Source organism: Comamonas sp. SCN 65-56 (assembly GCF_001724135.1).
Taxonomy (GTDB): Bacteria; Pseudomonadota; Gammaproteobacteria; order Burkholderiales; family Burkholderiaceae_C; genus Comamonas_C.
Map to the genome: position 1 here is coordinate 1 of NZ_MEDS01000010.1, position 26,056 is coordinate 26,056.

At 64.3% G+C, this 26,056-nt stretch carries 22 protein-coding genes; 15 read left to right on the forward strand and 7 right to left on the reverse strand.

What is annotated here, in order from left to right:
- The first annotated feature begins 13 nt into the window (after nucleotides 1–13).
- Complete coding sequence (gene uvrC, locus ABS45_RS07185) at nucleotides 14–1,951, forward strand: excinuclease ABC subunit UvrC (RefSeq protein ID WP_291554654.1); 1,938 nt, start codon at nucleotides 14–16, stop codon at nucleotides 1,949–1,951.
- Nucleotides 1,952–2,187: 236 nt separating this feature from the next.
- Here the strand turns inward: uvrC and pdxH are convergent, their stop codons facing one another.
- Together pdxH and ABS45_RS07195 are read right to left on the reverse strand one after the other, a co-directional pair.
- Nucleotides 2,188–2,841, reverse strand: coding sequence for a pyridoxamine 5'-phosphate oxidase (pdxH, locus tag ABS45_RS07190; protein ID WP_291554506.1), 654 nt, complete (start codon nucleotides 2,839–2,841; stop codon nucleotides 2,188–2,190).
- Nucleotides 2,838–3,389 carry a gamma-glutamylcyclotransferase gene (locus ABS45_RS07195; protein ID WP_291554656.1) on the reverse strand — a complete coding sequence of 184 codons (552 nt, stop codon included), beginning with the start codon at nucleotides 3,387–3,389 and terminating at the stop codon, nucleotides 2,838–2,840. Before ABS45_RS07195 ends, pdxH begins: the two co-directional genes overlap by 4 nt.
- Before the next feature lie 181 nt (nucleotides 3,390–3,570).
- Between ABS45_RS07195 and greA the strand changes: the two genes are divergently transcribed.
- From greA to ABS45_RS07210, 3 genes are read left to right on the forward strand one after another with little or no spacing between them, the layout of a single operon-like run.
- Nucleotides 3,571–4,047 (forward strand): transcription elongation factor GreA, encoded by a 477-nt coding sequence (gene greA / locus ABS45_RS07200; RefSeq protein ID WP_291554507.1) that lies wholly within the window; start codon nucleotides 3,571–3,573, stop codon nucleotides 4,045–4,047.
- 8 nt (nucleotides 4,048–4,055) lie between these two features.
- Nucleotides 4,056–4,496 (forward strand): DUF4149 domain-containing protein, encoded by a 441-nt coding sequence (locus tag ABS45_RS07205; protein ID WP_291554508.1) that lies wholly within the window; start codon nucleotides 4,056–4,058, stop codon nucleotides 4,494–4,496.
- Nucleotides 4,477–5,373, forward strand: coding sequence for a Kdo hydroxylase family protein (locus ABS45_RS07210; RefSeq protein WP_291554509.1), 897 nt, complete (start codon nucleotides 4,477–4,479; stop codon nucleotides 5,371–5,373). Before ABS45_RS07205 ends, ABS45_RS07210 begins: the two co-directional genes overlap by 20 nt.
- A 40-nt stretch (nucleotides 5,374–5,413) precedes the next feature.
- Here the strand turns inward: ABS45_RS07210 and waaC are convergent, their stop codons facing one another.
- Genes waaC through ABS45_RS07225 form a run of 3 tightly spaced genes read right to left on the reverse strand, consistent with a single transcriptional unit; the run spans nucleotide 5,414 to nucleotide 7,541 of the window.
- Complete coding sequence (gene waaC / locus ABS45_RS07215) at nucleotides 5,414–6,376, reverse strand: lipopolysaccharide heptosyltransferase I (RefSeq protein ID WP_291554510.1); 963 nt, start codon at nucleotides 6,374–6,376, stop codon at nucleotides 5,414–5,416.
- Nucleotides 6,376–7,047: a DUF4254 domain-containing protein gene (locus tag ABS45_RS07220; RefSeq protein WP_291554511.1), complete on the reverse strand. Its 672-nt coding sequence runs from the start codon at nucleotides 7,045–7,047 to the stop codon at nucleotides 6,376–6,378. Before ABS45_RS07220 ends, waaC begins: the two co-directional genes overlap by 1 nt.
- Nucleotides 7,048–7,067: 20 nt before the next feature.
- Complete coding sequence (locus tag ABS45_RS07225) at nucleotides 7,068–7,541, reverse strand: YhbY family RNA-binding protein (RefSeq protein WP_291554512.1); 474 nt, start codon at nucleotides 7,539–7,541, stop codon at nucleotides 7,068–7,070.
- Nucleotides 7,542–7,561: 20 nt separating this feature from the next.
- Between ABS45_RS07225 and ABS45_RS07230 the strand changes: the two genes are divergently transcribed.
- From ABS45_RS07230 to ABS45_RS07250, 5 genes are all read left to right on the forward strand, one after another.
- Nucleotides 7,562–8,215 carry an RlmE family RNA methyltransferase gene (locus ABS45_RS07230; protein WP_291554514.1) on the forward strand — a complete coding sequence of 218 codons (654 nt, stop codon included), beginning with the start codon at nucleotides 7,562–7,564 and terminating at the stop codon, nucleotides 8,213–8,215.
- A 127-nt stretch (nucleotides 8,216–8,342) separates the two neighbouring features.
- Complete coding sequence (ftsH, locus tag ABS45_RS07235; RefSeq protein WP_291554658.1) at nucleotides 8,343–10,259, forward strand: ATP-dependent zinc metalloprotease FtsH; 1,917 nt, start codon at nucleotides 8,343–8,345, stop codon at nucleotides 10,257–10,259.
- Nucleotides 10,260–10,309: 50 nt separating this feature from the next.
- Nucleotides 10,310–11,167, forward strand: a complete 858-nt coding sequence (gene folP, locus ABS45_RS07240; RefSeq protein ID WP_291554516.1) for a dihydropteroate synthase — start codon at nucleotides 10,310–10,312, stop codon at nucleotides 11,165–11,167.
- Nucleotides 11,164–12,495: a phosphoglucosamine mutase gene (glmM, locus tag ABS45_RS07245; protein WP_291554518.1), complete on the forward strand. Its 1,332-nt coding sequence runs from the start codon at nucleotides 11,164–11,166 to the stop codon at nucleotides 12,493–12,495. Before folP ends, glmM begins: the two co-directional genes overlap by 4 nt.
- 48 nt (nucleotides 12,496–12,543) lie before the next feature.
- A complete protein-coding gene (locus tag ABS45_RS07250) occupies nucleotides 12,544–14,151 on the forward strand; it encodes an HD family phosphohydrolase (protein ID WP_291554520.1) in 1,608 nt (535 codons plus the stop codon).
- A 92-nt stretch (nucleotides 14,152–14,243) separates the two neighbouring features.
- Here ABS45_RS07250 and ABS45_RS07255 read toward each other — a convergent pair whose 3' ends face one another.
- Nucleotides 14,244–14,801 carry an HNH endonuclease gene (locus ABS45_RS07255; protein WP_291554522.1) on the reverse strand — a complete coding sequence of 186 codons (558 nt, stop codon included), beginning with the start codon at nucleotides 14,799–14,801 and terminating at the stop codon, nucleotides 14,244–14,246.
- 151 nt (nucleotides 14,802–14,952) lie between these two features.
- On the opposite strand from ABS45_RS07255, the gene ABS45_RS07260 reads away from it, so the two are divergent.
- The 3 genes from ABS45_RS07260 (at nucleotide 14,953) to lspA (ending at nucleotide 19,445) form a co-directional block, all read left to right on the forward strand.
- Nucleotides 14,953–15,990, forward strand: a complete 1,038-nt coding sequence (locus ABS45_RS07260) for a bifunctional riboflavin kinase/FAD synthetase (RefSeq protein ID WP_291554524.1) — start codon at nucleotides 14,953–14,955, stop codon at nucleotides 15,988–15,990.
- A 79-nt stretch (nucleotides 15,991–16,069) separates the two neighbouring features.
- Nucleotides 16,070–18,925, forward strand: a complete 2,856-nt coding sequence (ileS, locus tag ABS45_RS07265) for an isoleucine--tRNA ligase (protein ID WP_291554526.1) — start codon at nucleotides 16,070–16,072, stop codon at nucleotides 18,923–18,925.
- Nucleotides 18,918–19,445, forward strand: coding sequence for a signal peptidase II (gene lspA / locus ABS45_RS07270; RefSeq protein WP_291554528.1), 528 nt, complete (start codon nucleotides 18,918–18,920; stop codon nucleotides 19,443–19,445). Before ileS ends, lspA begins: the two co-directional genes overlap by 8 nt.
- Before the next feature lie 35 nt (nucleotides 19,446–19,480).
- Here lspA and ABS45_RS07275 read toward each other — a convergent pair whose 3' ends face one another.
- A complete protein-coding gene (locus ABS45_RS07275) occupies nucleotides 19,481–20,374 on the reverse strand; it encodes a hypothetical protein (protein WP_291554530.1) in 894 nt (297 codons plus the stop codon).
- Between the two features lie 99 nt (nucleotides 20,375–20,473).
- Between ABS45_RS07275 and ABS45_RS07280 the strand changes: the two genes are divergently transcribed.
- The 3 genes from ABS45_RS07280 (at nucleotide 20,474) to ABS45_RS07290 (ending at nucleotide 25,987) form a co-directional block, all read left to right on the forward strand.
- Nucleotides 20,474–22,138, forward strand: a complete 1,665-nt coding sequence (locus ABS45_RS07280; protein WP_291554531.1) for a Na/Pi cotransporter family protein — start codon at nucleotides 20,474–20,476, stop codon at nucleotides 22,136–22,138.
- Between the two features lie 211 nt (nucleotides 22,139–22,349).
- Nucleotides 22,350–24,872, forward strand: a complete 2,523-nt coding sequence (locus ABS45_RS07285) for a ribonucleoside-diphosphate reductase subunit alpha (RefSeq protein ID WP_291554533.1) — start codon at nucleotides 22,350–22,352, stop codon at nucleotides 24,870–24,872.
- 17 nt (nucleotides 24,873–24,889) lie between these two features.
- Entirely contained in the window at nucleotides 24,890–25,987 is a 1,098-nt protein-coding gene (locus ABS45_RS07290) for a ribonucleotide-diphosphate reductase subunit beta (protein WP_291554536.1), read from the forward strand.
- Nucleotides 25,988–26,056: the final 69 nt, after the last annotated feature.

The following is a 26,056-nucleotide window of genomic DNA, read 5'->3' on the forward strand; positions in this document are numbered from 1 at the left end:
GTATCCAGAAGAACTGCTCACCCAGGTGGCGGCGCTGCCGCCGCTGCCAGGCGTGTACCGCTACTTTGATGCGCAAGAGCAGCTTTTGTACGTGGGCAAAGCGCGCAATCTCAAGCGTCGCGTCTCCAGCTACTTCACCAAGCAGCACGGCGGCACGCGCATCGGCCACATGGTGAGCAAGATCGTGCGGCTCGAAACGACGGTGGTGCGCTCCGAGGCCGAGGCGTTGCTGCTGGAAAACAACCTCATCAAGACGCAGCACCCCAAGTACAACATCCTCTTTCGGGACGACAAGAGCTATCCCTATCTCAAGATCAGTGGCGTCGCGGCCAGGGATGGCACGACGGATGATCCTTCGCAGCGCTTTCCGCGCATCTCGTACTACCGCGGCAGCGTGGACAAGAAGAACCGCTACTTCGGCCCTTACCCCAATGCCTGGGCGGTCAAGCAGACGATCGAGCTGATCCAGAAGGTGTTTCACCTGCGCACCTGCGAGGACACGGTGTTCGCGCACCGCACGCGTCCCTGTCTGCTGTATCAGATCAAGCGTTGCAGCGCGCCCTGCGTGGGCACCATCTCTCCCGAGGATTACGCCGAAGACGTGCGCGGCGCCGAGGCGCTCTTGCGTGGTGAAACCGATGAACTGCTCAAGAAGCTGGAGGCGCGCATGCTGGCGCACGCCGAAAAGCTGGAGTTCGAGCAGGCCGCCGCAGTGCGCAACCAGATCACCGCGCTCTCGCGCGTGCTGCACCAGCAGGCGGTGGAGAGCGTGGGCGACAAGGACGTGGACATCCTGGCGGTGCGCGTGCAGGGCGGGCGAGCCTGCGTGAACCTGGCGATGGTGCGCGGCGGGCGCCATCTGGGCGATCGGGCGTACTTCCCATCGCAGGTGCAAGAGGCCAGCGGCGTCTACAGCGCCGAGGAGGCTGAGGATGCGGTGCGTGCCGAGCTGTCGGTGGACGTACAGTTGGCGGTGCAGGTGCTCGAAGCCTTCATCGCCCAGCATTACCTGGAGGTGGCGGTGCCGCCGGTGCTGATCACCAGCGAGGCGGTCGATCCCGCGCTGATCGAGGCGCTGACCGAGCAGAGCGGCGTGCGCGTGTCCATCGTGCACCAGCCGCGCGAGCAGCGGCGCGCCTGGCTGGAGATGGCGCAGGCGAACGCGAAGATTCAGCTCGCCCGCCTGCTGGCCGAGGAGGGCTCACAGCAGGCGCGCACGCACGCACTGGCCGAGGCGCTGGCGCTGGATGTGGAGAACCTGGACGAGCTGACCGCCGAATGCTTTGATATCTCGCATACCGCCGGGGAGCAGACGCAGGCCTCGTGCGTGGTGTTTCATCATCACAAGATGCAGCACGGGGCCTATCGGCGCTACAAGATCGAAGGCATCACGCCGGGCGACGACTACGCCGCGATGCGCCAGGTGCTCGAGCGCCGCTATGCGCCTGTGGCGCAGGCGCAGCAGGAAGCGGGTGGTGCCGAGGTCACTCGTCGCGAGCTGCGCCTGCCCGATCTGGTGCTGATCGACGGCGGGCGTGGCCAGGTGGCGATGGCGCGCGAAGTGTTTGAAAAGCTGGGCCTGGATCTCTCACGCATTGTCGGCGTCGAGAAGGGCGAGGGCCGCAAGGTGGGGCTGGAAGAGCTGGTGTTTGCCGATGGCCGCGAAAAGGTTTATCTCGGACACGATTCGGCTGCGCTGATGCTCGTCGCGCAGATTCGCGACGAGGCGCACCGCTTTGCGATCACCGGCATGCGGGCAGCGCGTGCGCGCGTGCGTACCGGAGGCAGCCGGTTGGAAGACATTCCGGGGATAGGCCCGCGTCGGCGAGCGCGGCTGCTGCAGCGCTTTGGCGGTGTCAAGGGCGTGCAGGGTGCGAGCGTGCAGGATCTGATGACGGTCGAGGGTGTCTCGCACCAGCTCGCCGAGGCGATCTACCGCGCGCTGCGCTGAATGCTGCAGTCAGCAAATGGCGCACAGGCTTTGAAATATCCGCTGCTCATGCGGTGTCAAGGTCTGATGGCAGCGCGTCATGAGGCGCCGGATCAGGCCGTTGATCTCGAAGTCGGAGAAGGGCATGGGTGGTCTCCCGTGGCTATCCTGGTGTCGAGACAACGATACATCGCCCCACCGTTGGCTAAGCCCGAAAAAGCAGGGTGTTGGACGGCGGATTTTGTTCGCGCAAGCACTCAAGGTGCGAGCCGGGCCCGATTCCACTGTCCCTGATCCAGTTGGTAGCGCAGCCGGTCGTGCAGACGGCTTTTCCGGCCCTGCCAGAATTCCCAACGATCCGGAACCAGGCGAATGCCGCCCCAGTGCGGTGGGCGCGGCGGTTGCAGCAGAAATTGCGCGCCGTAGCGTGCGGCGTTGGCCACCAGCACGCCGCGGCTGGCGATGACCTGGCTCTGCGGGCTGGCCCAGGCACCTATGCGTGAATCCAGCGGGCGGCTTTGGTAGTAGGCATCGCTTTCTTCCTTGCTTGCTTTGTGCACCTGACCTTCGATGCGCACCACGCGCTCCAGCTCCACCCAGTGAAACTGCAGTGCGCCAAACGGGTTGCCGGCCAGCTCATGGCCCTTGCGGCTCTCATAGTTGGTGAAAAAGACGATGCCGCGCTCGTCGTAGCCTTTGAGCAGCACGATGCGCGTACTGGGGCGCAGGTTGCTGCCGACGCTTGCCAGGGTCATGGCGTTGGGCTCAGGCACTTGCGCGGCCAGGGCTTCCTTGAGCCATTGGTCAAATTGCGCCAGCGGATCGGCCTGCGAAGCTTCTTCGCTCAGTTCGGCGCGCTCGTAACTTTTGCGCAGGTATGCGATGGACTTTGACAGCGGGGATGTGCTCATGGGTCGATTTTGCCCGCTTGCGCTGCGTGCATGATGCGCGCAAGGGCGCGATCGCGGATGCCCAGCCGCTGCAACTCCCGCAGTGTGGATTCGGCATAGTCGCGCGTGCTGCCATAGATGCCTTGCGCATGGGCAAAGATGCGCCGGTATTCGCCGTCGGTCAGCGCTGCAGTGAAGTACGGGCTGCGCCGGGACAGCGTGAACCCCAGCGCTCGCACGCTGCCCTGTGGTGTGCGGCACAGCAACCACCGCGGGTCATAGACGGGCATGGGCATTTCGCGCTGCCACAGCGCTGGAAAGACGGACGGCACCAGGGTTGCCGGCACCCGAAAAACCATGCCCTGGCAACTACCGCCCGAGAGCAAGGCGAACACCAGGCCGGGGCATTCGGGCGTGCCGCGGTTGACGTGGCTCCACATCTGCAGCGCCCGATGCCAGCCGTGGACCGTGGCGCGCCGTTGTTCGCTGTAGGGCAGATCGGGGCGCCAGATGAGCGAGCCGTAGCCGAAAACCCAGAGATCGCCGTTTTGCGACCGCCATTCCTGCATCGTGCGTGCAAGCAACGCATCCGGCGCGTGACTCGTGTTCATGGCTCGGTATTGTTGCGCGTGGCAAGGTCAATGCCGGACGCCGCCGCAATGCAGCGCACTAAAATGCGGGCCATTGCCAAGGCCATCTGCGTTTGCCGCAGGTGGTCTCTTGTTTTGGACCTTCCTTCTTTGCATTGCCATGGCTACCTTTCCCATCACCAAACGGGGCGCGGAAAAGCTCAAAACCGAATTGCAGCGGCTCAAGACCAAGGAGCGCCCTGCCGTCATCGCTGCGATTGCCGAGGCGCGTGCGCAGGGCGACTTGAGCGAAAACGCCGAATACGATGCGGCCAAAGACCATCAGGGCTTCATCGAGGGGCGTATCGCCGAGATCGAGGGCAAGCTCTCGGCGGCGCAGATCATCGACCCGGCAACCCTGGATGCGGAAGGGCGCGTGGTGTTCGGCGCCACGGTGGACCTGGAGGACGTGGACACGGGCGATGCGGTGACCTACCAGATCGTGGGCGAGGATGAGGCGGATCTCAAGCACGGTCTGATCAACATCGGCAGCCCGATCGCACGCGCGCTGATTGGCAAGGAGGTGGGTGATACCGCCGACGTGCAGGCGCCGGGCGGCGTGCGCTCCTGGGAAGTGATGGCGGTGCGCTACCTCTGAAGCCGACCATGCACGCACGCATGCCGATCTTTCTCGCCGCGTTGTGGTGGAGCAGCCTGTCGGTCATCGGCTTCGTTGCGGTGCCGCTGGTGTTCATGCGCATACCGCAGCGCATGTTGGCGGGCTATATGGCAGCAGGCCTGTTCGAGGCGCAAGCTTATATTTCAATAGCTTGTTGCGCGCTTCTGCTGGTGATTTCAAGGAAAAAACATTCTCAATCCATTGAAACATGGGCGCAAAGCGCTCTTGTTTTCGTGATTCTCGGCATGTTGCTGGCGCTGGTGCTGCAGTTTGGCGTAGCGCCACGCGTCATTGCCTACCATGGCATACGCCTGTGGCACAACCTGGCAACCGGCTTGTACATCGGGCAGTGGCTGTGCGCGTTCGCGGTACTGTGGATGGTGACGCGGCGCGATGAAAGCTCAGACCATGCCGTCACCGATCGTTGAGTTGGAGCGGGCGAGCTGGGATGCAGACACCCCAGCCGACCCGCAGTGGACTGCTGCGGTCGAATCCGGCAAGGTGTTGCTGTTCCCGCGCCTGGCGTTTGCGCTGTTGCCGGAAGAACGCGCGCTGCTGCGCGAGGACATGCTTTCGCCCAAGGCGCGCAATGTCAGCCTGCGCTCGGACGGCGTGCTCAAGGGAGCGAGTGGAACGGCGCTGGAGCAGGCGCGGCTCGCAACCATGATTGCCCGCTTTCGCGCTCAGGCGCTGTCACTGGTGGATAGTCTGTTTCCCGCCTACCGCGGCGCGTTGTCGACCGCGCCCACCAGCTTTCGGCCGCGTCGCGTGGAGACGCGCACGCAGTCGGTGCGGGCGGATGACCGGCGCATGCATGTCGATGCCTTTCCGTCGCGCCCCAATTACGGCGAGCGCATCCTCAGGGTGTTTGCCAATATCAATCCCGATGGCGTGCCGCGCGTCTGGCGCGTCGGTGGTGATTTCGAGTCGGTGGCGCGCCAGTTTCTGCCTCGTGCCAAGCGGTATTCGCTGTGGCAGGCAAAGGCGCTGCAGGCCTTGCATGTGACCAAATCCCTGCGCAGCGAGTACGACCACCTGATGCTGCAGTTGCACGATCGCATGAAATTCGACGAGCAGTGGCAGCAGCAGGGCCGGCAATGGCGCGTGCCATTTCCTGCGGGCAGCTGCTGGGTGTGTTATTCCGACCAGGCGGTGCACGCGGTGATGGAAGGTCAATACATGATGGAGCAGACGCTCTATCTGCCACCCGGACGGGAAGCGGACCCGGCGGCCAGCCCGCTGGGCATTCTGACGCGCCTGATGGGGCGACCGCTGGTGGGCGCGGGCGCCGGCGTCGGGCGCTGATGGCAGGGCGCGCAGGTTTCATCAGGGTTGCCTGAAACGGTCAGGCCGCGGTGGTTTGCAAGCGCGCCAGTGCCGCCATGACATCGGCGCGTGTCGGAATCTGGCGTTTGCCGCCCAGGCTGATGACCGGCCCCGAGCCGGTCACGCCCGCCAGGCCAGGCTCGTAATCGCAGTAAATGCCCAGCGTTGGCCTGCCGAGTGCCGCCGCGATGTGGGTCAGGCCGGTGTCGAGCCCGACCACCGTCTGCGCCTGCGCCATCAGTTGCATGGCCTGCTCGACACTCAGGAAAGGCGGCACCACCGCGCAGCTCGCCTGCACGATGCGCTGCGCGCGTTCGTGTTCGGCGGGGCTGCCCCACAGCACGACCACCTGTTGGCCGAGGGATTTCAGGTGGCGCGCGAGGGCGGTCCAGTCGGCTTCGGGCCAAAGCTTTTCGGGCCGACTGGCGCAGGGCACGAGCACGCTGAACGGTTGCCGGCCTTCGGGCAGCCAGGTGGCCGCGCCCGGCTGCAGCCCGAAATCCGGTGGCGTTGCAGGTAGCGCGTAGTCCAGCAGTTGAGCCACCATGGTGCGGCAGCGGTGCACGGCGTGGGCGCTCCAGGGTGCGTTGGCCTTGCGCTGGTAGAGCAGCGACACCATGGGTTCGCGCGCGCTGCTCCAGTTCCAGCCGCCGCGCGGTCCGTGGGCCAGGCAGGCGAACAGAGCGCTCTTGATGAGGCCTTGCATGTCGATTACGAGGTCGTACGGTTGCAGCGTCAGTTGCGCTTTGAAGTCGCGCAGTGCAGTCATCGAATCGGCGCTCAGCAGGCGCTTGCGCCACTTGCGCCACTGCAGGGGGATGACGCGCGCCACCGCCGGATGGTGCGCGGGGATGCTGGCAAAGCTTTGCTCGACCAGCCAGTCGATGCGGATGCCGGGCATGGCGCGCGCCATGTCGCTTGCCGCCGGCAGCGCGTGCACTATGTCGCCCATCGAACTGGTCTTGACGATGAGAACACGCATCAGTTCGCGGCCCGGGTGCGCTCCGCCACGAGCGCAGGGTTCATGCGCGCGTCGTTGTACATCTTGAACTGGCGATAGACCTTGAAATAGGCGCGTCCGGCGCGCGCATCGGCCATCAACGCATCAAAGCACGCGCCCAAATCGGTGCGCTGCTCGGTCAGGCGCGCCAGCCGGGTGGTGCAACTGGCGCGGTGCGCGTCGTCCACATCGGTGCGCAGCGTCTGCGCGTGCATCGCGTGGATCTTGAGCGCCATGATGGACATGCGGTCGATGATGCTGCCGGCGGTTTCGCTGTTGAGCCGGGCGCCTGCAGGGGGATGGCTGGTGGGCGCGTCGCTGCGCGCGGCCTGCGCGGTGATCCAGCCCAGGCCGGTCAGCAGGATTTCATCCATGCGCTCGATCGCGTCGTTGCGGGCCTGATTGAAGCCGTCGATGGCGCGTTTGTTGCGGGCGATCTCGCTGTCGCTTACTTGCGTGCGGCGCGCCAGGTCTTCCTCGGCCCACAGGCTGCTGTTGAAGTGGTGGTTGGCGCACAGCCAGTAGCGCAGTGGATCATTGGAAAGCAGCGCTTCGGATGGGTGAGCGGCGGGCAGGCTGGGGTTGGCGCGCAGGGCATCGTCGTGCAATTGGGCGATGGTCTGGCCGACCAGCGTGGGGGTGGCAATGGGCATGCAGGTCTGCTCTCGGCTTCTCAGTGGCCGCTTTGGCGCTTTTTCACGGATGTTTGCCTGGGCTTGGCGCGCTTGATCTGCCCACCGGCCGTCAGGCGCTGGTTGCCCAGCACCTTGAGCTGTTTGATCTCGGGGCGCTGACCCGGGCGACCGAACTTGAGCACCTTCACCTCTTTCGGGCCGGGCATGCGGTCTTCGTCGGTGGCTTTGTGCTTCTCCGGGATCGGGCGCCAGAGCACCAGCAGCTTGCCAATATGCTGAACGGGTGCCGCCGCGAGTTCTTCGGCCACGCGCAAATACATCGCCTCGCGCTCGCTGCGCTCGTCATTGAACACCCGCACCTTGATCAGACCGTGGGCATTCAGCGCTGCGTCGATCTCCTTGAGCACCGCAGGCGTGAGCCCGTCGGTGCCGATGTGCACGACCGGGTCGAGGTGGTGGGCGTCGGCGCGGTGGGCGCGCCGCTCGGCAGCGGTCAGAATGATTTGGGCCATGGCCGTATTATCCCAGCGCTATGAAGATCCAGACCAAGAGCAAAAAAGTCAACAAGGCGTGGATGCACCAGCAGGCCAACGATCCGTGGGTCAGGCTCGCGCACAAGGAAGGCTACCGAGCGCGCGCGGCCTACAAGCTCAAGGAAATCGACGAGCGCCTGCATCTCTTGCGGCCGGGACAGGTGATCGTCGATCTGGGCAGCACCCCGGGCGCCTGGAGCCAGTACGCGCGTCGCAGACTGGCGCCGCAGGGTGCTGCCGCCGGTGCGCTGGACGGCACGCTGGTGGCGCTGGACCTGCTGGAGATGGAGCCCATCGAAGGCGTGACCTTTTTGCAGGGCGATTTTCGCGAGGACGCGGTGCTGGCGCGTTTGCGCGAGGCGGTCGCGGGCCACCCCGTCGACGTGGTGATTTCCGACATGGCGCCCAATCTCTCCGGCGTGGCCGCAGTGGATGGCGCACGGGTCTCGCACTTGGTCGAGCTCGCGGTGGATTTCGCGGCGCAGCACCTGCACCGCGACGGTGCGCTGGTGGCCAAGGTGTTTCACGGCAGCGGCTACGCCCAGCTGGTGGAGCTGTTTCGCCAGCACTTTCGGGCGGTCAAGGTGATCAAGCCCAAGGCCTCACGCGACCAGTCGGCCGAAACCTATCTGGTGGGACTGGGCTTGCGCTGAGCCCTGAATGGGCGCAGCACCCACAGGGGAACGGGCGTGCTGCAGGGGTTGAAACGCCTACAATGACCCCCAATTGCCTCTTGCTTTTGCTTTGGGCGGCAAGGTGCCGTCGTTTCTGGAGTTGCGCTTGAACAATCAGTGGTTTTCCAAAATCGCCGTGTGGCTGGTCGTCGCCATGGTGTTGTTCACCGTGTTCCGGCAGTTCGACACGCGCGCGACCATGGGCTCGGGGACGATCGGCTATTCGGATTTCCTGGAGCAGGTGCGCAGCAACCGCATCCGCAGCGCCACCATTCAGGAGGGGCCGGGCGGCACGGAAATTCTTGCCGTCACGACGGACGATCGCAAGATCCGCACCACTGCCACCTACCTCGACCGCGGCCTGGTGGGCGACCTGATCGACCACGACGTCAAGTTCGACGTCAAGCCGCGCGAGGAAGGCTCGCTGCTCATGACCCTGCTGGTCAGCTGGGGGCCGATGCTGCTCCTGATCGGCGTGTGGATCTACTTCATGCGACAGATGCAGGGCGGCGGCAAGGGCGGCGCGTTCAGCTTTGGCAAATCCAAGGCGCGCATGCTCGACGAGAACAACAACACCGTCACCTTCGCCGACGTCGCCGGCTGCGACGAGGCCAAGGAAGAGGTCCAGGAGGTGGTCGACTTCCTGAAAGACCCGCAGAAATTCCAGAAGCTCGGGGGGCGCATCCCGCGCGGCCTGCTGCTGGTGGGCCCGCCAGGCACCGGCAAGACCTTGCTGGCCAAGTCCATCGCGGGTGAGGCCAAGGTGCCGTTCTTCTCGATTTCGGGCTCCGATTTCGTTGAGATGTTCGTCGGCGTGGGCGCGGCCCGCGTGCGCGACATGTTCGAAAACGCCAAGAAGAACGCGCCCTGCATCATCTTCATCGACGAGATCGACGCCGTCGGCCGCCAGCGCGGCGCCGGCCTGGGCGGCGGCAACGACGAGCGCGAGCAGACGCTCAACCAGATGCTCGTGGAGATGGACGGCTTCGAGACCAACCTCGGCGTGATCGTGGTCGCCGCGACCAACCGCCCCGACATTCTGGATGCGGCGCTCTTGCGCCCCGGCCGCTTTGACCGCCAGGTCTATGTGACGCTGCCCGACATTCGCGGGCGCGAGCAGATACTGAACGTGCACATGCGCAAGATTCCCGTGGGCCAGGACGTCAACCCCGGCATCATCGCGCGCGGCACGCCCGGCATGAGCGGCGCCGATCTGGCCAACCTGTGCAACGAGGCGGCGCTGATGGCTGCGCGGCGCAATGCGCGCGTGGTCGAGATGCAGGACTTCGAGAAGGCCAAGGACAAGATCATCATGGGCCCGGAACGCAAGTCCATGGTGATGCCCGAGGAAGAGCGACGCAACACCGCTTACCACGAGAGCGGCCATGCGCTGATCGGGCGGCTTTTACCGAAGTGCGATCCGGTGCACAAGGTCACCATCATCCCGCGTGGCCGGGCGTTGGGCGTGACCATGAGCCTGCCCGAGAACGATCGCTACTCCTACGACAAGGAGTACATGCTCAACCAGATCGCCATGCTGTTCGGCGGGCGCATCGCCGAAGAAGTCTTCATGCACCAGATGACCACGGGTGCGAGCAACGATTTCGAGCGTGCGACCAACCTGGCACGCGACATGGTCATGAAATACGGCATGACGGCGGCGCTCGGCCCCATGGTCTATGCCGAAAACGAGGGCGAGGTGTTTCTCGGCCGCTCGGTCACCAAGACCACCAACATCTCGGAAGAAACCATGCAGAAGGTCGATGCCGAGGTACGCCGCATCATCGACGAGCAATACACGCTGGCGCGCGGGCTGATCGAGGACAACCAGGACAAGATGCACGCCATGGCCAAGGCGCTGCTGGACTGGGAAACCATAGACATGGAGCAGCTCGACGACATCATGGCCGGCAAGGACCCGCGCCCGCCCAAGGACTGGACGCCGCGCACGCCACCTTCGGGAGGCAACGGCCCGGGCAACCCGCCGGCGGTCAAGACCGAGCCTTCGCCGACGGCGGCATAAGCGTCACACTTGTCTCCATTGAGCGCCGCGCGGCGCTCAATTGCTTTCTCATGTACTGGCAGACCACGCGCTTTGCAATCGACCTGTCGCGCCCGCGCGTGATGGGCATCGTCAACGTCACGCCGGATTCCTTTTCCGACGGCGGCGACCACGCCTCGGCCGGGGCCGCCATCGCACACTGCGAGCGGCTGGTGAAGGAAGGCGCCGACATTCTGGATATCGGTGCCGAATCCACCCGCCCCGGCAGCCCGCCGTTGCCGCTGCACGACGAGCTGGAGCGGCTGCTGCCCGTGGTACGGACGGCGCTGACGCTGGGAGTGCCCGTATCGGTGGATACCTACAAACCCCGGGTGATGCAACAGGTGCTGGATCTGGGTGCGGACATCATCAACGACATCTGGGCGCTGCGTCAGCCGGGAGCGGCAGAACTGGTTGCGCGCCATCGCAATTGCGGCATCTGCCTGATGCATATGCACCGCGAGCCACAGACCATGCAAAGTGCACCCATGCAGGGCAGTCCGATCCCGCAAGTACTATCGTTTTTGGAGCTTGCAGCGCGCTCCATGATTGCGCTGGGGGTCGAAAAAGCTCGTATCGTGATCGACCCCGGCATAGGCTTTGGCAAGACCGTGGAGCAGAATTTTGCGCTCCTGGCGCGCCAGCGGGACCTGCTTGCATTGGGCTATCCTGTGCTGGCAGGCTGGTCGCACAAATCGTCGCTTGGCGCAGTGACAGGGTTGCCGGTGCGCGAGCGTGTGGCGGTCAGTGCCGTGGCTGCGGTCCTCGCGGTCCAGGGCGGCGCTGGCATCGTGCGCGTGCACGATGTCGCCGAGACGGTGGCGGCACTCGCCGTCTGGCGGGCGGTGCAGGCAGGGCGGGGTCAGCCAACGCAGGAGACAGACCAGTGACACGCAAATTCTTTGGCACCGACGGCATTCGCGGCACCGTCGGGCACGAGCCCATCACGCCGGATTTCGTGCTGCGCTTGGGCCACGCGGTTGGCAGCGTGCTGCGTCGCAGTGAAGAACGCCCACGGGTGTTGATCGGCAAGGACACCCGGATTTCGGGCTATATGCTGGAGTCGGCACTGGAATCCGGCCTGAATTCCGCCGGCGCGGATGTGGTGCTGCTCGGACCCTTGCCGACCCCTGGCGTTGCCTATCTGACACGTGCGCTGCGCGCCAGCCTTGGCGTGGTGATCTCCGCTTCGCACAACCCGTTTGCCGACAACGGCATCAAGTTTTTCAGTGCCCAGGGCTCCAAGCTGCCGGATGCCTGGGAGCTGGATGTCGAGGCGGCGCTGCAGCAGCCTCCGCACTGGGCGAATGCGGCCGGCCTGGGCAAGGCCGCGCGGCTGGACGACGCCGCCGGGCGCTACATCGAGTTTTGCAAGAGCACCTTTGCACATGACCTCACGCTCAAGGGCTTGAAGATCGTGGTTGATGCGGCGCATGGGGCCGCCTACCACATCGCACCCAAGGTGTTCCATGAGCTCGGCGCCGATGTCATCTCCATCGGCTGCGCGCCCGACGGGCTGAACATCAACGACCAGGTGGGTGCCACCCACCCGGATGCGCTGGTGCGATCCGTGCGCGCCAACCATGCCGACTTCGGCATTGCGCTCGATGGCGATGCCGATCGCCTGCAGATGGTCGACGCCCAGGGGCGGCTGTATACCGGCGACGAACTGCTCTACGTCATCGCCGCAGATCGGCTGAACCGCGGCCAGACGGTCTCTGGCGTGGTCGGCACCTTGATGACCAACATGGCGGTCGAGCGCGCGCTGGTGCAACGCGGCGTTCAATTGGTCCGCGCCAAGGTGGGCGATCGCTATGTGCTGGAAGAACTGCTGGCGCATGGCTGGCTGCTCGGCGGCGAAGGGTCTGGCCATCTGCTGGTGCTGGACAAGCACAGCACCGGCGATGGCCTGGTGAGCGCGCTGCAGATCCTGCAGACCTGCGTACGCCAGCATGCGCAGCTGCCGGATTTGCTCCAGGGCCTGGCGCTCTTTCCGCAGGTGCTGGTCAACGTGCGGCTCAATGCCGGCCAGGACTGGCGCGCCAATGCGCAGCTCCAAAAGGCAATCCACGATGCAGAGCAGACGCTGGGCGAGCGGGGCCGGGTGCTGGTGCGCGCCAGCGGTACCGAGCCTTTGCTGCGCATCATGGTCGAAGCGCAGGATGCACAGCAGGCCAACGCGTGTGCGCAGCATCTGGCCCAGGTGGCGCGCGCCTGACCACCGGCCGCTGGCGCTAACATGTCGCCTCCTGGAGAGGAGGTGGCCATGGCGGAAGGCGAAGACCTGCGATCACTGCTCAGGCGTCTTGAGCAGCTCAACGAGGTGGGGGCAGCGCTCTCGGGCGAACGCGATCTCGGGCGGCTGCTCGAGTTGATTCTGGATGCGGCGCAAACGCTCACGGGTGCCGATGGCGGAACGCTCTACCGCATGATGGACGACCGGCAGGCCTTGCGCTTCGTGCTGATGCGCACCCAGTCGCTGGGCATTCGACGTGGCGGCAAGGGGGAAACGCCGCTGGACTTTCCGCCATTGCCGCTGTATCTGGCCGACGGCGCGCCCAATGACCATATGGTGGCGGTGCATGCCGTGCTGCACGATACGACGGTTGTCGTTGACGATGCCTACGACAGTACGAATTTTGATTTCTCCGGCACGCGCGCCTTTGACCAGCGCACAGGCTACCGCTCACGTTCCTTCCTCACGGTTCCGCTGAAGAACCACGAGGGCGAGATCATTGGTGTGCTGCAGCTCATCAACGCCATCGATCCGGTCAGTAAATCCGTGCGGGCTTTCTCGCCTGCAGAGCAGCGCATCGCCCAATCGCTGTCTTCACAGGCCGCGATTGCGCTCACCAACCGCTTGCTCATTGATCAACTCGAGCGCTTGTTCGAATCGTTCGTCAATTTGATCAACCAGGCGATTGACGAAAAATCGCCCTACACGGGCGGCCATTGCCAGCGCGTGCCGCAGCTCACCATGATGCTGGCCGAAGCAGCCCACGCGACCCGCGAGGGCCCGCTCGCGGCTTTCGTGATGACCGAACGCGACCGCTACGAACTCAAGATGGCCGGTCTGTTGCACGATTGCGGCAAGATCACGACACCGGTGCATGTCGTGGACAAGGCGACCAAGCTGCAGACCATCTACGACCGCATCGCAACCATAGATACCCGCTTTGAAGTGCTCAAGCGCGATGCCGAGATCGATGCCTTGCGGCGCCAGCTCGCGCTGCGCCCGGTGGTGGATGAAAAGGCGGAAGCCGCGATTGCCGAGGATCTGCGCGCGCAAGGCGCAGAGCTGGAGGCAGAACGTGAATTTTTTCGCGCGTGCAATCGCGGCAGCGAAGCGATGCAGCTGCACGACGCGGAACGCGTGCGCGCCATTGCAGTGCGCCGCCAGTGGCGCAACCCTGAAGGCGTGCTGACCGCATTGCTGACGGCCGACGAGATTGAAAACCTGACGATTCGCAGCGGCACCCTGACCCAGGCCGAGCGCGATGTCATCAACTACCACATCGTGAGCACGATACGCATGCTGGAGAGCCTGCCCTGGCCGCGTCACTTGCGCAACGTACCGGAATACGCTGGCGGTCACCACGAGCGCATGGACGGCAAGGGCTACCCACGCGGCCTCACGCGTGAGCAGATGTCGTGGCAGGCTCGCATGCTGGGCATTGCCGACATCTTCGAGGCTCTGACAGCGGTGGATCGACCCTACAAGCACGGCATGAAACTCTCGCAGGCGCTGACCATCATGCGCAAGATGTGTGACGGCGGGCATATCGATCCCGACCTGTTCGAGGTGTTTGTGCAAAGTGAGGTGTACCTGGACTACGCGCGGCAGTTTCTGGATGCGTCACAGATCGACGGCTAGCGCCGGACTGTTGAGGCAGTCACCGGTTCCATATGGCCGGTTCGAGTCATCCTGGTGCGCGGCCGCAAAGCCGTTTGACTTCGCAGCCCGGCTCAGTGCAGCAGCCGCGAGGTTCGCGGCACATGGGCCATCAGAAAGTCCATCTGGTCCGCAAGAATGCGGCGGTTGCGCAGGATGAAATCTTCCCAAAGACTGGGGACATAGGGCGCGTACAGGAGCGGCATGCGCGCCTGCTCGGGCGTGCGTGAGGCCTTGCGGTGGTTGCAGGCGCGGCAGGCGGTGACGACGTTCATCCAGTGGTTGGCGCCGTGGTGCGCCACGGGCACGATGTGCTCGCGTGTCAGGTCTTCTTCGTGAAAATGCCCGCCGCAGTAGGCGCAGATGCCGCGGTCGCGCTGAAACAGTTTGGCGTTGGTGAGGCTGGGCTGCAGCTCAAAGGGGTTGATGTCGGGTACGCCGCGGGTGCCGATGATGCTGCTCACCGCGATCTGCGATTGCAGGCCGGTCTGTGCGTTGTGGCCGCCGCGAAACAGCGCGATTTGCGTGCCCAGCTCCCAGCGCACCTCGCCGCAGGCGTAGTGGGTGACGGCCTGCTCCAGCGAGATCCATGATTGCGGCAGGCCTTGTGCCGACAGCTTCAAGACTTTCACGAACATCCCCTGGCACGCGCTGCAACCTGGCGGCGGCACTGCGTGCCTGGCATTGCCACCGCTCGCACGCAATATACTCGCATTTATGGAAAAATAGTTAATGGCGCCATGATGGTAAAGCGCTGCAAGCTATAAAAATAGAAGTTATCGAATGAATATATTCCACGGTCTGCACGCCAGCGGAGTAGCCCAGGCCTGTGCGCTGACCATAGGCAATTTCGATGGTGTGCACCGCGGCCACCAGGCGATGCTGGCGCTGCTGGTCAATGAGGCGTGCCATAGGGATGTACCCAGCTGCGTGTTGACGTTTGAGCCGCATCCGCGCGACTATTTCGCCAGCGTACAGCGCAAGCCGGATCTGGCACCGGCACGCATTGGCACGCTGCGCGACAAGCTCGCCGAGTTGGCGCGCTGCGGAGTCGAGCAGACGGTGGTTCTGCGCTTCAATCAGGAACTTGCGGCACTGTCGGCGCAGGCCTTCGTCGATGACGTGTTGCTGCGCGGACTGGGTGCCCGCTACGTGCTGGTAGGCGATGATTTTCGCTTTGGCGCCAAGCGCGTGGGTGACTACGCCATGCTGGATGCCGCAGGGCGCGCACAGGGCTTTGATGTGGCGCGCATGATGAGCTACGAAGTGCATGGCGACCGGGTATCGAGCACGGCCGTGCGTACGGCTTTGGCGGTCGGCGATATGCCTGAGGTGGAACGCCTGCTGGGGCGCCGCTATGCGATTTCCGGCCATGTGGTGCATGGCCGCAAGCTGGGCCGGGCCCTGGGTGAGCGCCATGCCGGTGCACAGGATGGTTTTCGCACGCTCAACCTGCGCTTTGCGCACTGGAAACCGGCTGCCACCGGGATTTTCGTGGTTCTGGTGCATGGTCTGGCCGGCATGGCGCTGATGGGCGTGGCCAACCTGGGTGTGCGCCCGTCGCTGGATGCGCGGGATGTGAATGGCGGCCAAGTGCTGCTGGAGGTGCACTGCCTGGACTGGCCGGCGCAACTGGGACCTGAGGGGGGCTACGGTAAAATCATCCGCGTGGAACTGCTGCACAAATTGCACGACGAAATCAAGTACGAGGGCCTTGCCGAGCTCACCGCCGGTATCGCGCGCGACTGCGAAGCGGCGCGCCAGTACTTCGCCACCACCTACGCGCAAACCCGTCGCCAGACCACGCGCGACCGAATTTGACGCGCGCGCTGCGCTTTCACCGCCTTCAGCCGTCCTTCAGGCGCGATGCCTGAAACGCCCTCTATTTGCAAGGTTTCCCATGTCCGATTCCAAATCCAAGCCCGCGCCCGAAAGCGCCTACCGCGCCACGCTCAACATGCCCGATACGCCGTTCCCGATGCGCGGCGATTTGGCCAAGCGCGAGCCCGGCTGGGTCAAGGAATGGAACGAGAAGGGCCTGTACCAGAAGCTGCGCGATGCGCGCCACGGCGCGCCCAAATTCATCTTGCACGACGGCCCGCCGTATGCCAATGGCCAGATCCACATCGGCCACGCGGTCAACAAGATCTTGAAGGACATGATCGTCAAGGCGCGCCAGCTCGAAGGCTTTGACGCGCTCTACACGCCCGGCTGGGACTGCCATGGCCTGCCGATCGAAAACGCGATCGAGAAGACGTTCGGCCGCAACCTGCCGCGCGACGAGATGCAGGCCAAGGGCCGCGCGTTTGCCACCGAGCAGATCGCGCAGCAAATGCAGGATTTCAAGCGCCTGGGTGTGCTCGGCGAGTGGGACAACCCCTACAAGACCATGGATTTCGCCAACGAGGCTGGGGAGTTGCGAGCGCTGAAGGTGGTGATGCAGCGCGGCTTCGTCTACCGGGGTCTCAAGCCCGTGTACTGGTGCTTCGATTGCGCTTCGTCGCTGGCGGAATTCGAGATCGAATACCAGGACAAGGGCAGCCAGACGCTGGACGTGATGTTCCCTGCCGCCGATCCGGCGCGCCTGGCCGCTGCGTTCGGGCTGGCCAAGCTGGACAAGCCCGCGTTCGCCGTGATCTGGACCACGACCGCGTGGACGATTCCGGCCAACCAGGCGCTCAACGTCAACCCTGAACTCGAATACAGCCTGGTCGATACCGAGCGCGGCCTGTTGATCGTCGCCTCGGCATTGGTCGAAAAGTGCCTGGAGCGCTGGCAACTTCAAGGGAAAGTGATTGCTACTGTGGTGGGGCAAAAGCTCGATCACATGCCCTTCAAGCACCCGCTGGCGCACGTGGACAAGGGCTTTGATCGCCTCTCGCCCGTCTACGTGGCCGATTACGCCACGGCCGAGGACGGCACCGGCATCGTGCACAGCGCGCCCGCCTACGGCGTGGAGGACTTCAACTCCTGCGTCGCCAACGGCATGAAATACGAGGACATCCTCAATCCGGTGCAGGGCAATGGCGTCTACGCGCCGGATTTGGGAATGTTTGCCGGGCAGTTCATCTGGAAGGCCGTGCCCGTCATCATCGACGCGCTTAAAGTGGCCGGGCGGCTGATGGACACGCGCCACATCACCCACAGCTACCCGCACTGCTGGCGCCACAAGAGCCCGGTGATCTACCGCGCCGCCGCGCAGTGGTTCGTGCGCATGGACGAGGGCGAAGGCGTGTTCACTGATCCGGCACAAAAAACGGCTCAAACGCTGCGCCAGATTGCGCTGGCAGCTATCGAAAACACCAGTTTTTACCCTGAGAATGGCAAGGCGCGGCTGCGCGACATGATCGCCGGGCGCCCCGACTGGTGCATCTCGCGCCAGCGTTCCTGGGGCGTACCGCTGCCCTTCTTCCTGCACCAGGATTCGGGCGAGCTGCATCCGCGCACGCTGGAAATCATCGACCAGGCGGCCGAGCTCGTGGAGCAAGGCGGCATCGAGGCCTGGAGCCGCCTGAGCGCCGAGGATGTTCTGGGTGCCGAGGACGCGAAGCACTACACCAAGAGCACCGACATCCTCGAAGTCTGGTTCGACTCCGGCTCAACCTTCTGGCACGTGCTGCGCGGCACGCATCCGCATCTGCACCACGACCAGGGCCCTGAGGCCGACCTGTACCTGGAAGGGCACGACCAGCACCGCGGCTGGTTTCATTCTTCTCTGCTGCTGGCGAGCGCCATCTACGGCCGCGCGCCGTATCGCGGCTTGCTCACCCACGGCTTCACCGTGGACGGCCAGGGCAAGAAGATGAGCAAGTCGCTGGGCAACACCGTCTCGCCGCAAGACGTCAGCAGCAAGATGGGCGCGGAGATCATTCGCCTGTGGTGCGCAGCCACCGACTATTCGGGTGACCTGGCGATTGACGACAAGATCCTCGCGCGCGTGGTCGATGGCTACCGGCGCATCCGCAACACGCTGCGCTTTCTGCTGGCCAACGTGAGCGACTTCGATCCGGCCAAGGATGCGGTGCCCGATGCCGAACTGCTCGAAATCGACCGCTGGGCGCTGGCGCGCACCGCGCAGTTGCAGCAGGACATCCTGGCGCATTACAAGGTCTACGAGTTCCACCCTGTGGTGGCCAAGCTGCAACTGTTTTGCTCCGAGGACCTGGGCGGCTTTTATCTGGACGTGCTCAAGGACCGGCTCTACACCACCGGCGCCAAATCCCAAGCGCGGCGCAGCGCGCAGACCGCGCTCTTCCAGATCACGCATGCGCTGCTGCGCTGGATGGCACCTTTTCTCTCGTTCACGGCTGAAGAGGCGTGGAAGATATTTGGCAGCTCGGAATCGATTTTTCTGGAAACCTGGCAGAGCCTGGCCGAGCCCGATGCGGCGCTGCTGGCCAAGTGGCAGCGCATCCTGGACATCCGCGCGTTGGTCAACAAGGAGATCGAGAATCAGCGCGCCGCCGGCGTGGTCGGCTCGTCGCTGCAAGCGGTGGTGCGCTTGGCCGTGCCACCCGAAGACCATGCATTGCTGACCAGCCTGGGTGATGACCTCAAGTTCGTGTTCATCGTATCCACTATTGAATTGGAAGCAGCTGACGCTTTGCAGGCAAGCGTTACAGCAAGTTTTGATCATAAGTGTGAACGCTGCTGGCACTATCGTGCCGATGTCGGGCAAGACAGCGCTCACCCGACGATCTGCGGGCGCTGCGTGAGCAATCTGTACGGCTGTGGCGAGCAGCGCACCCATGCCTGAGGCCGCCGCCCGCGCGCCTCGCGTCTGGCCTTGGCTGGCCTGGGCGCTGCTGCTGTTGGTGCTCGATCAGCGTACCAAGGCGCTGATCCTGCAGCAGTACCAGCTGGGCGACGCCACGCCCATCACCGGCTTCTTCAACATCGTGCGCGCGCACAACACCGGCGCGGCGTTTTCGTTCCTGGCCGGTGCCGATGGCTGGCAGCGCTGGCTGTTCGTGGGCATTGGCGTGGTGGTCGGCGGGTTCATTGTCTGGCAGCTGCTGCGCCACCCGGGCCAGCGTCTGTTCGCGTTTGCGCTTTCGAGCATTCTGGGCGGTGCGGTGGGCAACGTGGTGGACAGGCTGCAACATGGCTATGTCGTCGATTTCCTCGACTTTCACTGGCCTTTCCTCGCGGGCATCTTCTACCGCGGGCACTTTCCTGCCTTCAACCTGGCGGATTCGGCGATCACCGTGGGCGCGGCCTGTCTGATCCTGGACGAGGTGTTGCGCAGTCGACGCAAGCCGATCAGCCCCGCTTGAACGGCTGAACGCCTGCGCGGGGAGTAATTTCGCCGCTATGGCCTGTGGCCTGCCTGCTCAGAGGCTTCGTGGCGCAGCAGTGCCGCCATCGCCACGCGCTCGCTGTGCAGCGTGGCTGCCTGTGGATGTGGAGCGATCAGTTCGCAGTGCGGGCGCAGCGCTGCACGCAACGCGTCGTTGCGTGTCACGCCGCCGCTGATGCTCAGGCGCGTGAGGCCGGTGCGCCGTAGCGCCTTGAGCGCCTGCGCGCTGAGCTGGTGCACGACCGCCTCCTGCACGGCCGCGGCCAAGTCGGCGCGTGGCTGCTCGCACGGGCTGCCTTCGAGCGCACGGGCGCGCTCAAGCGCGGCATCCCTGAGTTCGGCGAAACGGAAGTCGAGTGATTGCGCATCCAACGTCGGGTGGGGCAGCTCGCAGGCCTCGGCCATGCCGAAATCGGCCATGCGCGCCAGCGTCGCGCCGCCTGGCAGGTCCATGCCCCATTGCTGTGCCAGGCCGTCAAAGACGGCGTCGGCGGCGATGTCGAGCGTTTGACCAAGCGGCGTATAGCGCCCCGGCGCATCGACGCGCGCCAGCAGCGTGTGTTTGGCCGTCGCCACCAGCGCGACGCAGGCGCTCACCGGCTCGGCGCGTGCACCCCAGGGGGCCAGCAGGTGCCCCTCGATCGCGTCGATGGCCAGCGCGGGCGCGCCTGGCACCAGCGCGGCCAGCAGCGGGTTCATGCTGGAGCAGCCGGTGCCGACGACGGACGCCGCCAACAGTGGCGCGCCATTGGCATCGCGCAGCGTGCGCAGGCCATCGAGCCCCGCGCACAGGCCCTGGGCCAGCCGTTGGATGACTCCGTCGGAGCCGCGCTCGAGCAGCGTGTAGTCCACCCTGCCGCCGTGCGCGGCGGTGCCCAGTGCCCTCGTGTGTTGCGCTTGTGCCATGCCGTGCGGGAGTGTAGGGCGCGCGGTCGGCCGCGAAGGTATGCTGTGCGTTTACACACGCACCCATGAAGCACATGGTGCGCGTGCATCACCAAGAACATGAAACATCTGCTGAATTTGCTGGCCGCGATTGCCCTGCTGATCTGGGGCATGCATCTGGTGCGTACTGGCGTGCTGCGGGTGTTTGGCGCCACTCTGCGGGCCTGGCTGGCGCGCAGCCTGGGCAATCGCTTCACCGCGGCGCTCTCGGGCATAGGGGTGACGGCGCTGGTGCAGTCGAGCACGGCCACCGGGCTGATGACGGCTTCCTTCGTCGGTCAGGGTCTCATCACGCTGCCGGCGGCGCTGGCGGTGATGCGCGGCGCGGACATCGGCACGGCGCTGATGGCGGTGCTGCTGTCGCTGGATCTGTCCTGGCTCTCGCCGCTGTTTGTCCTGGTCGGCGTCACGCTGTTCATCACGCGCCAGGCGAGCACCCCCGGGCGGATAGGGCGCATTTTCATCGGCCTCGGGCTGATGCTGCTGGCGCTTGAGAGCATCGTGCAGGCCAGCGGCCCCATCCTTGCCTCGCCGCTCACGCCCACCATCCTGGAAGCCATGGGGGGTGACTTGCTGGCCGAGATCGTGATCGGCGCGGTGCTGGCCATCGTCTCCTATTCCAGCCTGGCGGTGGTGCTGTTGATCGCCGCGATGGCCAACACGCATGTGGTACCGGAGGCCATGGCGCTCGGGCTGGTGCTGGGGGCCAATCTGGGCAATGGTCTGGCCGCCGTGCTGACGCTGGCGCGCTCCGAAGCCGAGGTGCGGCAGGTGACGGTCGGCAACCTGCTGTTCAAGATCATCGGGGTGCTGGTGATGGCACCCTTCGTCGGCCTGTGGGTGGGCCATGTGCAGCCGCACATGCCGGGCGCCGGGCATGGGGTGGTGCTGTTTCACCTGGCCTACAACGTGATCATCAGCGTCGGTTTCATAGGCCTCACGCAATGGGTGGCCAAGCTGGTGGCGCGCGTACTGCCCAAGCCCGAGCAGGGGCCGGGCTACCGGCCGCACCATCTGGACCCGTCGGCGCTGTCGACTCCGTCGCTGGCGATCACGCTGGCGGTGCGCGAGGCGCTGTACCAGGCCGATGTGGTCGAGACCATGCTGGTCGGCATGATCGACGTGATTCGCCACAACGATGAACCCTTGGCGATCAAGCTGCGCAAGATGGACGATGAGGTCGATTCCACCTATTCCGCCATCAAGTACTACCTGACCAAGATTCCCCGCGACGACCTGGGCGAGAAGGAAAGCCGGCGCTGGACCGACATCATCAGCTTCACCATCAACATGGAGCAGATCGGCGATATCGTCGAACGCATCCTGCAGGACGTGGAAGAGAAAAAAATCGCCAAAGGCACGAATTTCTCGGAAGCCGGCATGGCGGAAATCTCCGACCTGCACCAGCACCTGCTGGGCAACCTGCGCCTGAGCATGGGCGTGTTCCTGGACGGCACGGTGCGCGACGCGCAGCGCCTGCTGGAGGAAAAAGGGCATTTCCGCGCGCTGGAACGTACCTACGCCGCCAACCACCTGGCGCGCCTGGCCGATCGCTCCACGCAGAGCATGGAAACCAGCTCGCTGCACATCGACCTGCTGTCCGAGCTGCGCCGCATCAATTCCCTTCTGAGCGCCACCGCCTACCCCATCCTGGAGCAGGCCGGCAAGCTGCCCACGCCCGGCGAACGGGCCCGCGGGCACGAAGGCGGCCTGCCTTCGGTCTGATCGACGCCGTGGCAAGGCCGCCCGCAGGCCCTGTTTTCAACTGTTGCTAAAAGGCGAAACCCAGCGTGCATGCCGTCGGGCGGCCGCTTCCGAGCGCGCCGAGGGCTTTTTCCTGTTCGCATCAGGGGCACTACGGATTGTGTCGTTCAAGGCACTAAACTACTATCCCTAGCGTCTTATCCTGTTTGTCCAGTCCAAGGAGCACCCCCGCATGATCGAATCAGTCACCAAGCGCGACGGCCGCGTCGAGTCGTTCACCCCGTCCAAGCTCAACGGCTGGGGCGAATGGGCCGCCAAGGCCCTGGGGCCGGACATGGACTGGTCCTCGGTGGTGCTCGAGACGGTAACCGACATGCCCGAGCAGGTGACGACGACGATGCTGCAGCAGCAGCTCATCAAGAACTGCCTGCAGTCCGACTCGTGGCTCTATAACCGCATGGCCGGGCGCCTGTACGCGGCGCTGATGCACAAGGAGGTGCACGGCGTCTTCATGCCGACGGTGCTGCAACTGCACCGGCGCCTGCAAAAGCTGGGCTACATGGAGCATCTCGATTACTCCGATGCGGAATACGCCGAGGTCGAGAAACTGATCGATCACGACCGCGACTACGGCTACGCCCACTACCAGCTGCACACGCACCTGTCGAAATACGCGATTGCCGACCGCGTGAAAAACCGCATCTACGAAACCTCGCAGTTCATCTACATGCGCATGGCGATGGCGCTGGCGGTCGATCAGCCGCGCGAGCGCCGCATGCATGACGTGGCGCGCTGGTACGAGCACCTCTCGATGAACCGCATCAATGCGCCCACGCCCAACCACATCAACCTGGGCACCCCCCTGCGTGGCTACGCCAGCTGCTGCCTCTACACCACCGCGGACAGCGCGCGCTCGATTGCAGTGGGCAACCACATTGCCTACACCATGACCTATATGAGTGCGGGCATCGGCTCGCACATGAACCTGCGCTCGGTCAACGACCCGGTGCGTGGCGGCGTGATCCGCCACCAGGGCAAGCTCCCCTATTTGCGCGCGGTGGTCTCCGAGGTGAAATCCAGCCTGCAAAACGGCCGCGGCGGCGCTTGCACCAGCTACTTTTCGATCTACGACCCCGAGGTCGAAACCCTGCTGCGCCTGAAGAACCCGATGTCCACCGAGGACAAGAAGATCCGTGGCATGGACTACTCCTGGGGCAGCAACCGCCTGTTTGCGCGCAAGGTGGCGCGCAACGAAGAAATTTTCCTGTTCAACAGCTTCACCGCGCCCGATCTGTACGAGGCGCTTTACAGCAGCGACGAGGAACGCTTTGAGCGGCTGTATGAGAAGTACGACAAGAACCCGCTGTTTCCCAAGCGCTACCTCAACGCGCGTGAAATTCTCATCACCGCCTGCAACGAGTGGAACGAGACCGGCCGCATCTACGAGCACAACATCCATGAGATGAACCGGCATACGCCGTTCAAGGAGACGATCTACAGCTCCAACCTGTGCTCCGAGATCGACCTGCCCACGGGCGCCTACAACCACATCACCGAGATCTACCAGGCGGCGGATGTCTCTTTCATCGAATTCGAGGACGAGGAAGGCGGCACGCATCGCCTGAGTGGTGAAAAGCCCGTGCAGACCCAGCGTGGCATGGTCTACCCGCTGGAGCTGCAAGTGGGCGACGTGGTGCAGGGCGCCACCATTCACAAGATTACCCAGCGCTCCTCGCCCGAGGTGGCCACCTGCAACCTCGCCGGCATCTGCGTGGACAACATCGAATCGGATGAGCAGTACGAAGAGGTCGCCTACTACGCACTCCTGATGATCGACAAGTGCATTCACCTGGCCGAATACGAACTGCCGCACATCGGTTACACCTCCAAGGCACGCCTGAATGCCGGTGTCGGCATCCTGGGCCTGGCGCATCTCATGGCGCGTTCGCACCAGCGCTACACCACGGCCGAGGGCAAGCAGTTCATTCACCAGACGGCCGAACGCCACTTCTACCATCTGCTCAGCGCCAGCCTGCGCCTGGGCCGCGAGCTGGGCAACGCCCCCTGGATCCACAAAACCCGCTGGCCCGAGGGCTGGCTGCCGCTGGATACCTACAACCGCAACGTCGATCAGATCGCGCCGCTGCACAACCACTACGACTGGGAGCAACTGCGCGCGGCCATCATCGCCAATGGCGGCATCCGCAATTCGGTGCTGGCGGCGCACATGCCCACCGAGACCTCGGCCAATGCCTCGGGCACGACCAACGGCGTCTATCCGATCCGCGAGCTCACGCTCATCAAGACCGACAACCAGCGCGTGAACTACTGGGCGGCACCCGAGGGCGAAGAGCTTGCCCCCTGGTATGAATCCGCCTGGGATATTCCCGCCAAGGACATGACCGAGGCCTACGCCATCCTGCAGAAATGGACCGACCAGGGCATCTCCGCCGACTTCTACCGCAAGGTGATCGGCGACGCCTTCATCGGCTCCAGCGAGATGATTCAGGACTACCTCTACCGCATCAAGATGGGCCTCAAGAGCAAGTACTACATGAACCAGAAGACCTCGGCGGGCTTCAAGGAACTGAGCGAAGCCGATGCCGAACGCCACGAGTTCGTCGGTCGCATGGTCGGCAGCGCCATGGCTGCTGCCACCCACGAGAAGCAGGGCGAGGCGGGTGATCTCGAGGCTTCGGATGCACAGAGCGTGCTCGATGCGGATCCGCAGTGCAACGGCGCCTGCACCCTCTGACCCAAAGGAAATGCACCATGACCGACACCGTCTTCAACTACGCCAAAACCGACTACGACAAGCCGCTGCTCTTCCTTGGCGACAAGCAAGGCCTGTTTGACACCATCAACCGCCACTACCCGCGCATCTGGGAGCTGTACAAGACGCAGAAATCGCTGGACTGGGACGAGAACGAATTCGACTACTCCAGCTGCAACGCCGACTTCAAGAAAGCCAGCCGCTCCACCTACGACATGATGATAAAGACGCTGGCCTGGCAGTGGGAGGCCGACAGCGTCGCCAGCCGCGCCATCGCCCCGGTGCTCGCGCCCTTCATCACCAGTAGCGAGCTCTGGGCTGCGTGGCAGCGCGTTTCGGACAACGAAGTCATCCACGCCGCCACCTATTCCGAGATCGTGCGCAATTCGTTTGACGACCCGTCCGTGATCATCGACGAGATCCTCAGCGTGCAGGAGGCGCATGCGCGCCTGGCCCGCGTCGTGAAGGCCTTTGAAGACGGCTATACCGCCTCGCACCAATACGCGCTAGGGGCATTGGGCAACGACCAGGACACCTACAACGCCATCTTCATGATGCTCGTCGCGCTCTTCTGCATGGAACGCATCCAGTTCATGGCGAGTTTCGCCGTGACCTTTGCCATCTGCGACACCGGCATGTTCCAGCCGATAGGCAAATCCATCCAGAAGATCGCGCAGGACGAGCTGGAAATCCACGCCGAGCTCGACCGCGCCGTGCTGCAGAACGAGCTGACGACAGCCCGCGGCCAGACCGCCTTCGCGCAGAAGCGCGAAGACATCGAGCAGCTCATCGCCGAAGTGGTGGACAGTGAACTCGCCTGGATTGAATACCTCTTCTCCGAAGGCCGCGAACTCGTCGGCATGAACGCCGAGCGCCTGTCGGCCTGGACGCGCTACTGCGCCAAGGACGTCTACCAGACGCTGGGCCTGGAGACGACCAAATACGAATTCCCCAAGGCCAACCCGCTCAAGTTCATGGAAAAGTGGCTCAACATCAGCAAGACGCAGGCCTCACCGCAGGAGCAGGACATTGCGGCGTACAAGGTGGGGGTGATGCGGAGGAATGATGAGGGGGTGGTGTTTGAGGTGGATTTTTGAGGGGGCTTTGTCTGGCGCTTCGTCCATGCCACGCAGGTCGCAATTGCGGATTGCCACGGAAAGGAGCTC

Excerpts from the sequence above, each read along its gene's own strand:
- ABS45_RS07225 (WP_291554512.1), bottom strand. The coding sequence starts at position 7,541 with ATGGCCCAAATCATTCTGACCGCTGCCGAGCGGCGCGCCCACCGCGCC.
- ABS45_RS07250 (WP_291554520.1), top strand. The coding sequence starts at position 12,544 with ATGGCGGAAGGCGAAGACCTGCGATCACTGCTCAGGCGTCTTGAGCAG.
- ABS45_RS07205 (WP_291554508.1), top strand. The coding sequence starts at position 4,056 with ATGCACGCACGCATGCCGATCTTTCTCGCCGCGTTGTGGTGGAGCAGC.
- lspA (WP_291554528.1), top strand. The coding sequence starts at position 18,918 with ATGCCTGAGGCCGCCGCCCGCGCGCCTCGCGTCTGGCCTTGGCTGGCC.
- pdxH (WP_291554506.1), bottom strand. The coding sequence starts at position 2,841 with ATGAGCACATCCCCGCTGTCAAAGTCCATCGCATACCTGCGCAAAAGT.
- folP (WP_291554516.1), top strand. The coding sequence starts at position 10,310 with ATGTACTGGCAGACCACGCGCTTTGCAATCGACCTGTCGCGCCCGCGC.
- waaC (WP_291554510.1), bottom strand. The coding sequence starts at position 6,376 with ATGCGTGTTCTCATCGTCAAGACCAGTTCGATGGGCGACATAGTGCAC.
- ABS45_RS07285 (WP_291554533.1), top strand. The coding sequence starts at position 22,350 with ATGATCGAATCAGTCACCAAGCGCGACGGCCGCGTCGAGTCGTTCACC.
- ABS45_RS07290 (WP_291554536.1), top strand. The coding sequence starts at position 24,890 with ATGACCGACACCGTCTTCAACTACGCCAAAACCGACTACGACAAGCCG.
- ABS45_RS07275 (WP_291554530.1), bottom strand. The coding sequence starts at position 20,374 with ATGGCACAAGCGCAACACACGAGGGCACTGGGCACCGCCGCGCACGGC.
- ileS (WP_291554526.1), top strand. The coding sequence starts at position 16,070 with ATGTCCGATTCCAAATCCAAGCCCGCGCCCGAAAGCGCCTACCGCGCC.
- ABS45_RS07210 (WP_291554509.1), top strand. The coding sequence starts at position 4,477 with ATGCCGTCACCGATCGTTGAGTTGGAGCGGGCGAGCTGGGATGCAGAC.
- ABS45_RS07280 (WP_291554531.1), top strand. The coding sequence starts at position 20,474 with ATGAAACATCTGCTGAATTTGCTGGCCGCGATTGCCCTGCTGATCTGG.
- ABS45_RS07260 (WP_291554524.1), top strand. The coding sequence starts at position 14,953 with ATGAATATATTCCACGGTCTGCACGCCAGCGGAGTAGCCCAGGCCTGT.
- greA (WP_291554507.1), top strand. The coding sequence starts at position 3,571 with ATGGCTACCTTTCCCATCACCAAACGGGGCGCGGAAAAGCTCAAAACC.
- ABS45_RS07220 (WP_291554511.1), bottom strand. The coding sequence starts at position 7,047 with ATGCCCATTGCCACCCCCACGCTGGTCGGCCAGACCATCGCCCAATTG.
- ABS45_RS07230 (WP_291554514.1), top strand. The coding sequence starts at position 7,562 with ATGAAGATCCAGACCAAGAGCAAAAAAGTCAACAAGGCGTGGATGCAC.
- ABS45_RS07195 (WP_291554656.1), bottom strand. The coding sequence starts at position 3,389 with ATGCAGGAATGGCGGTCGCAAAACGGCGATCTCTGGGTTTTCGGCTAC.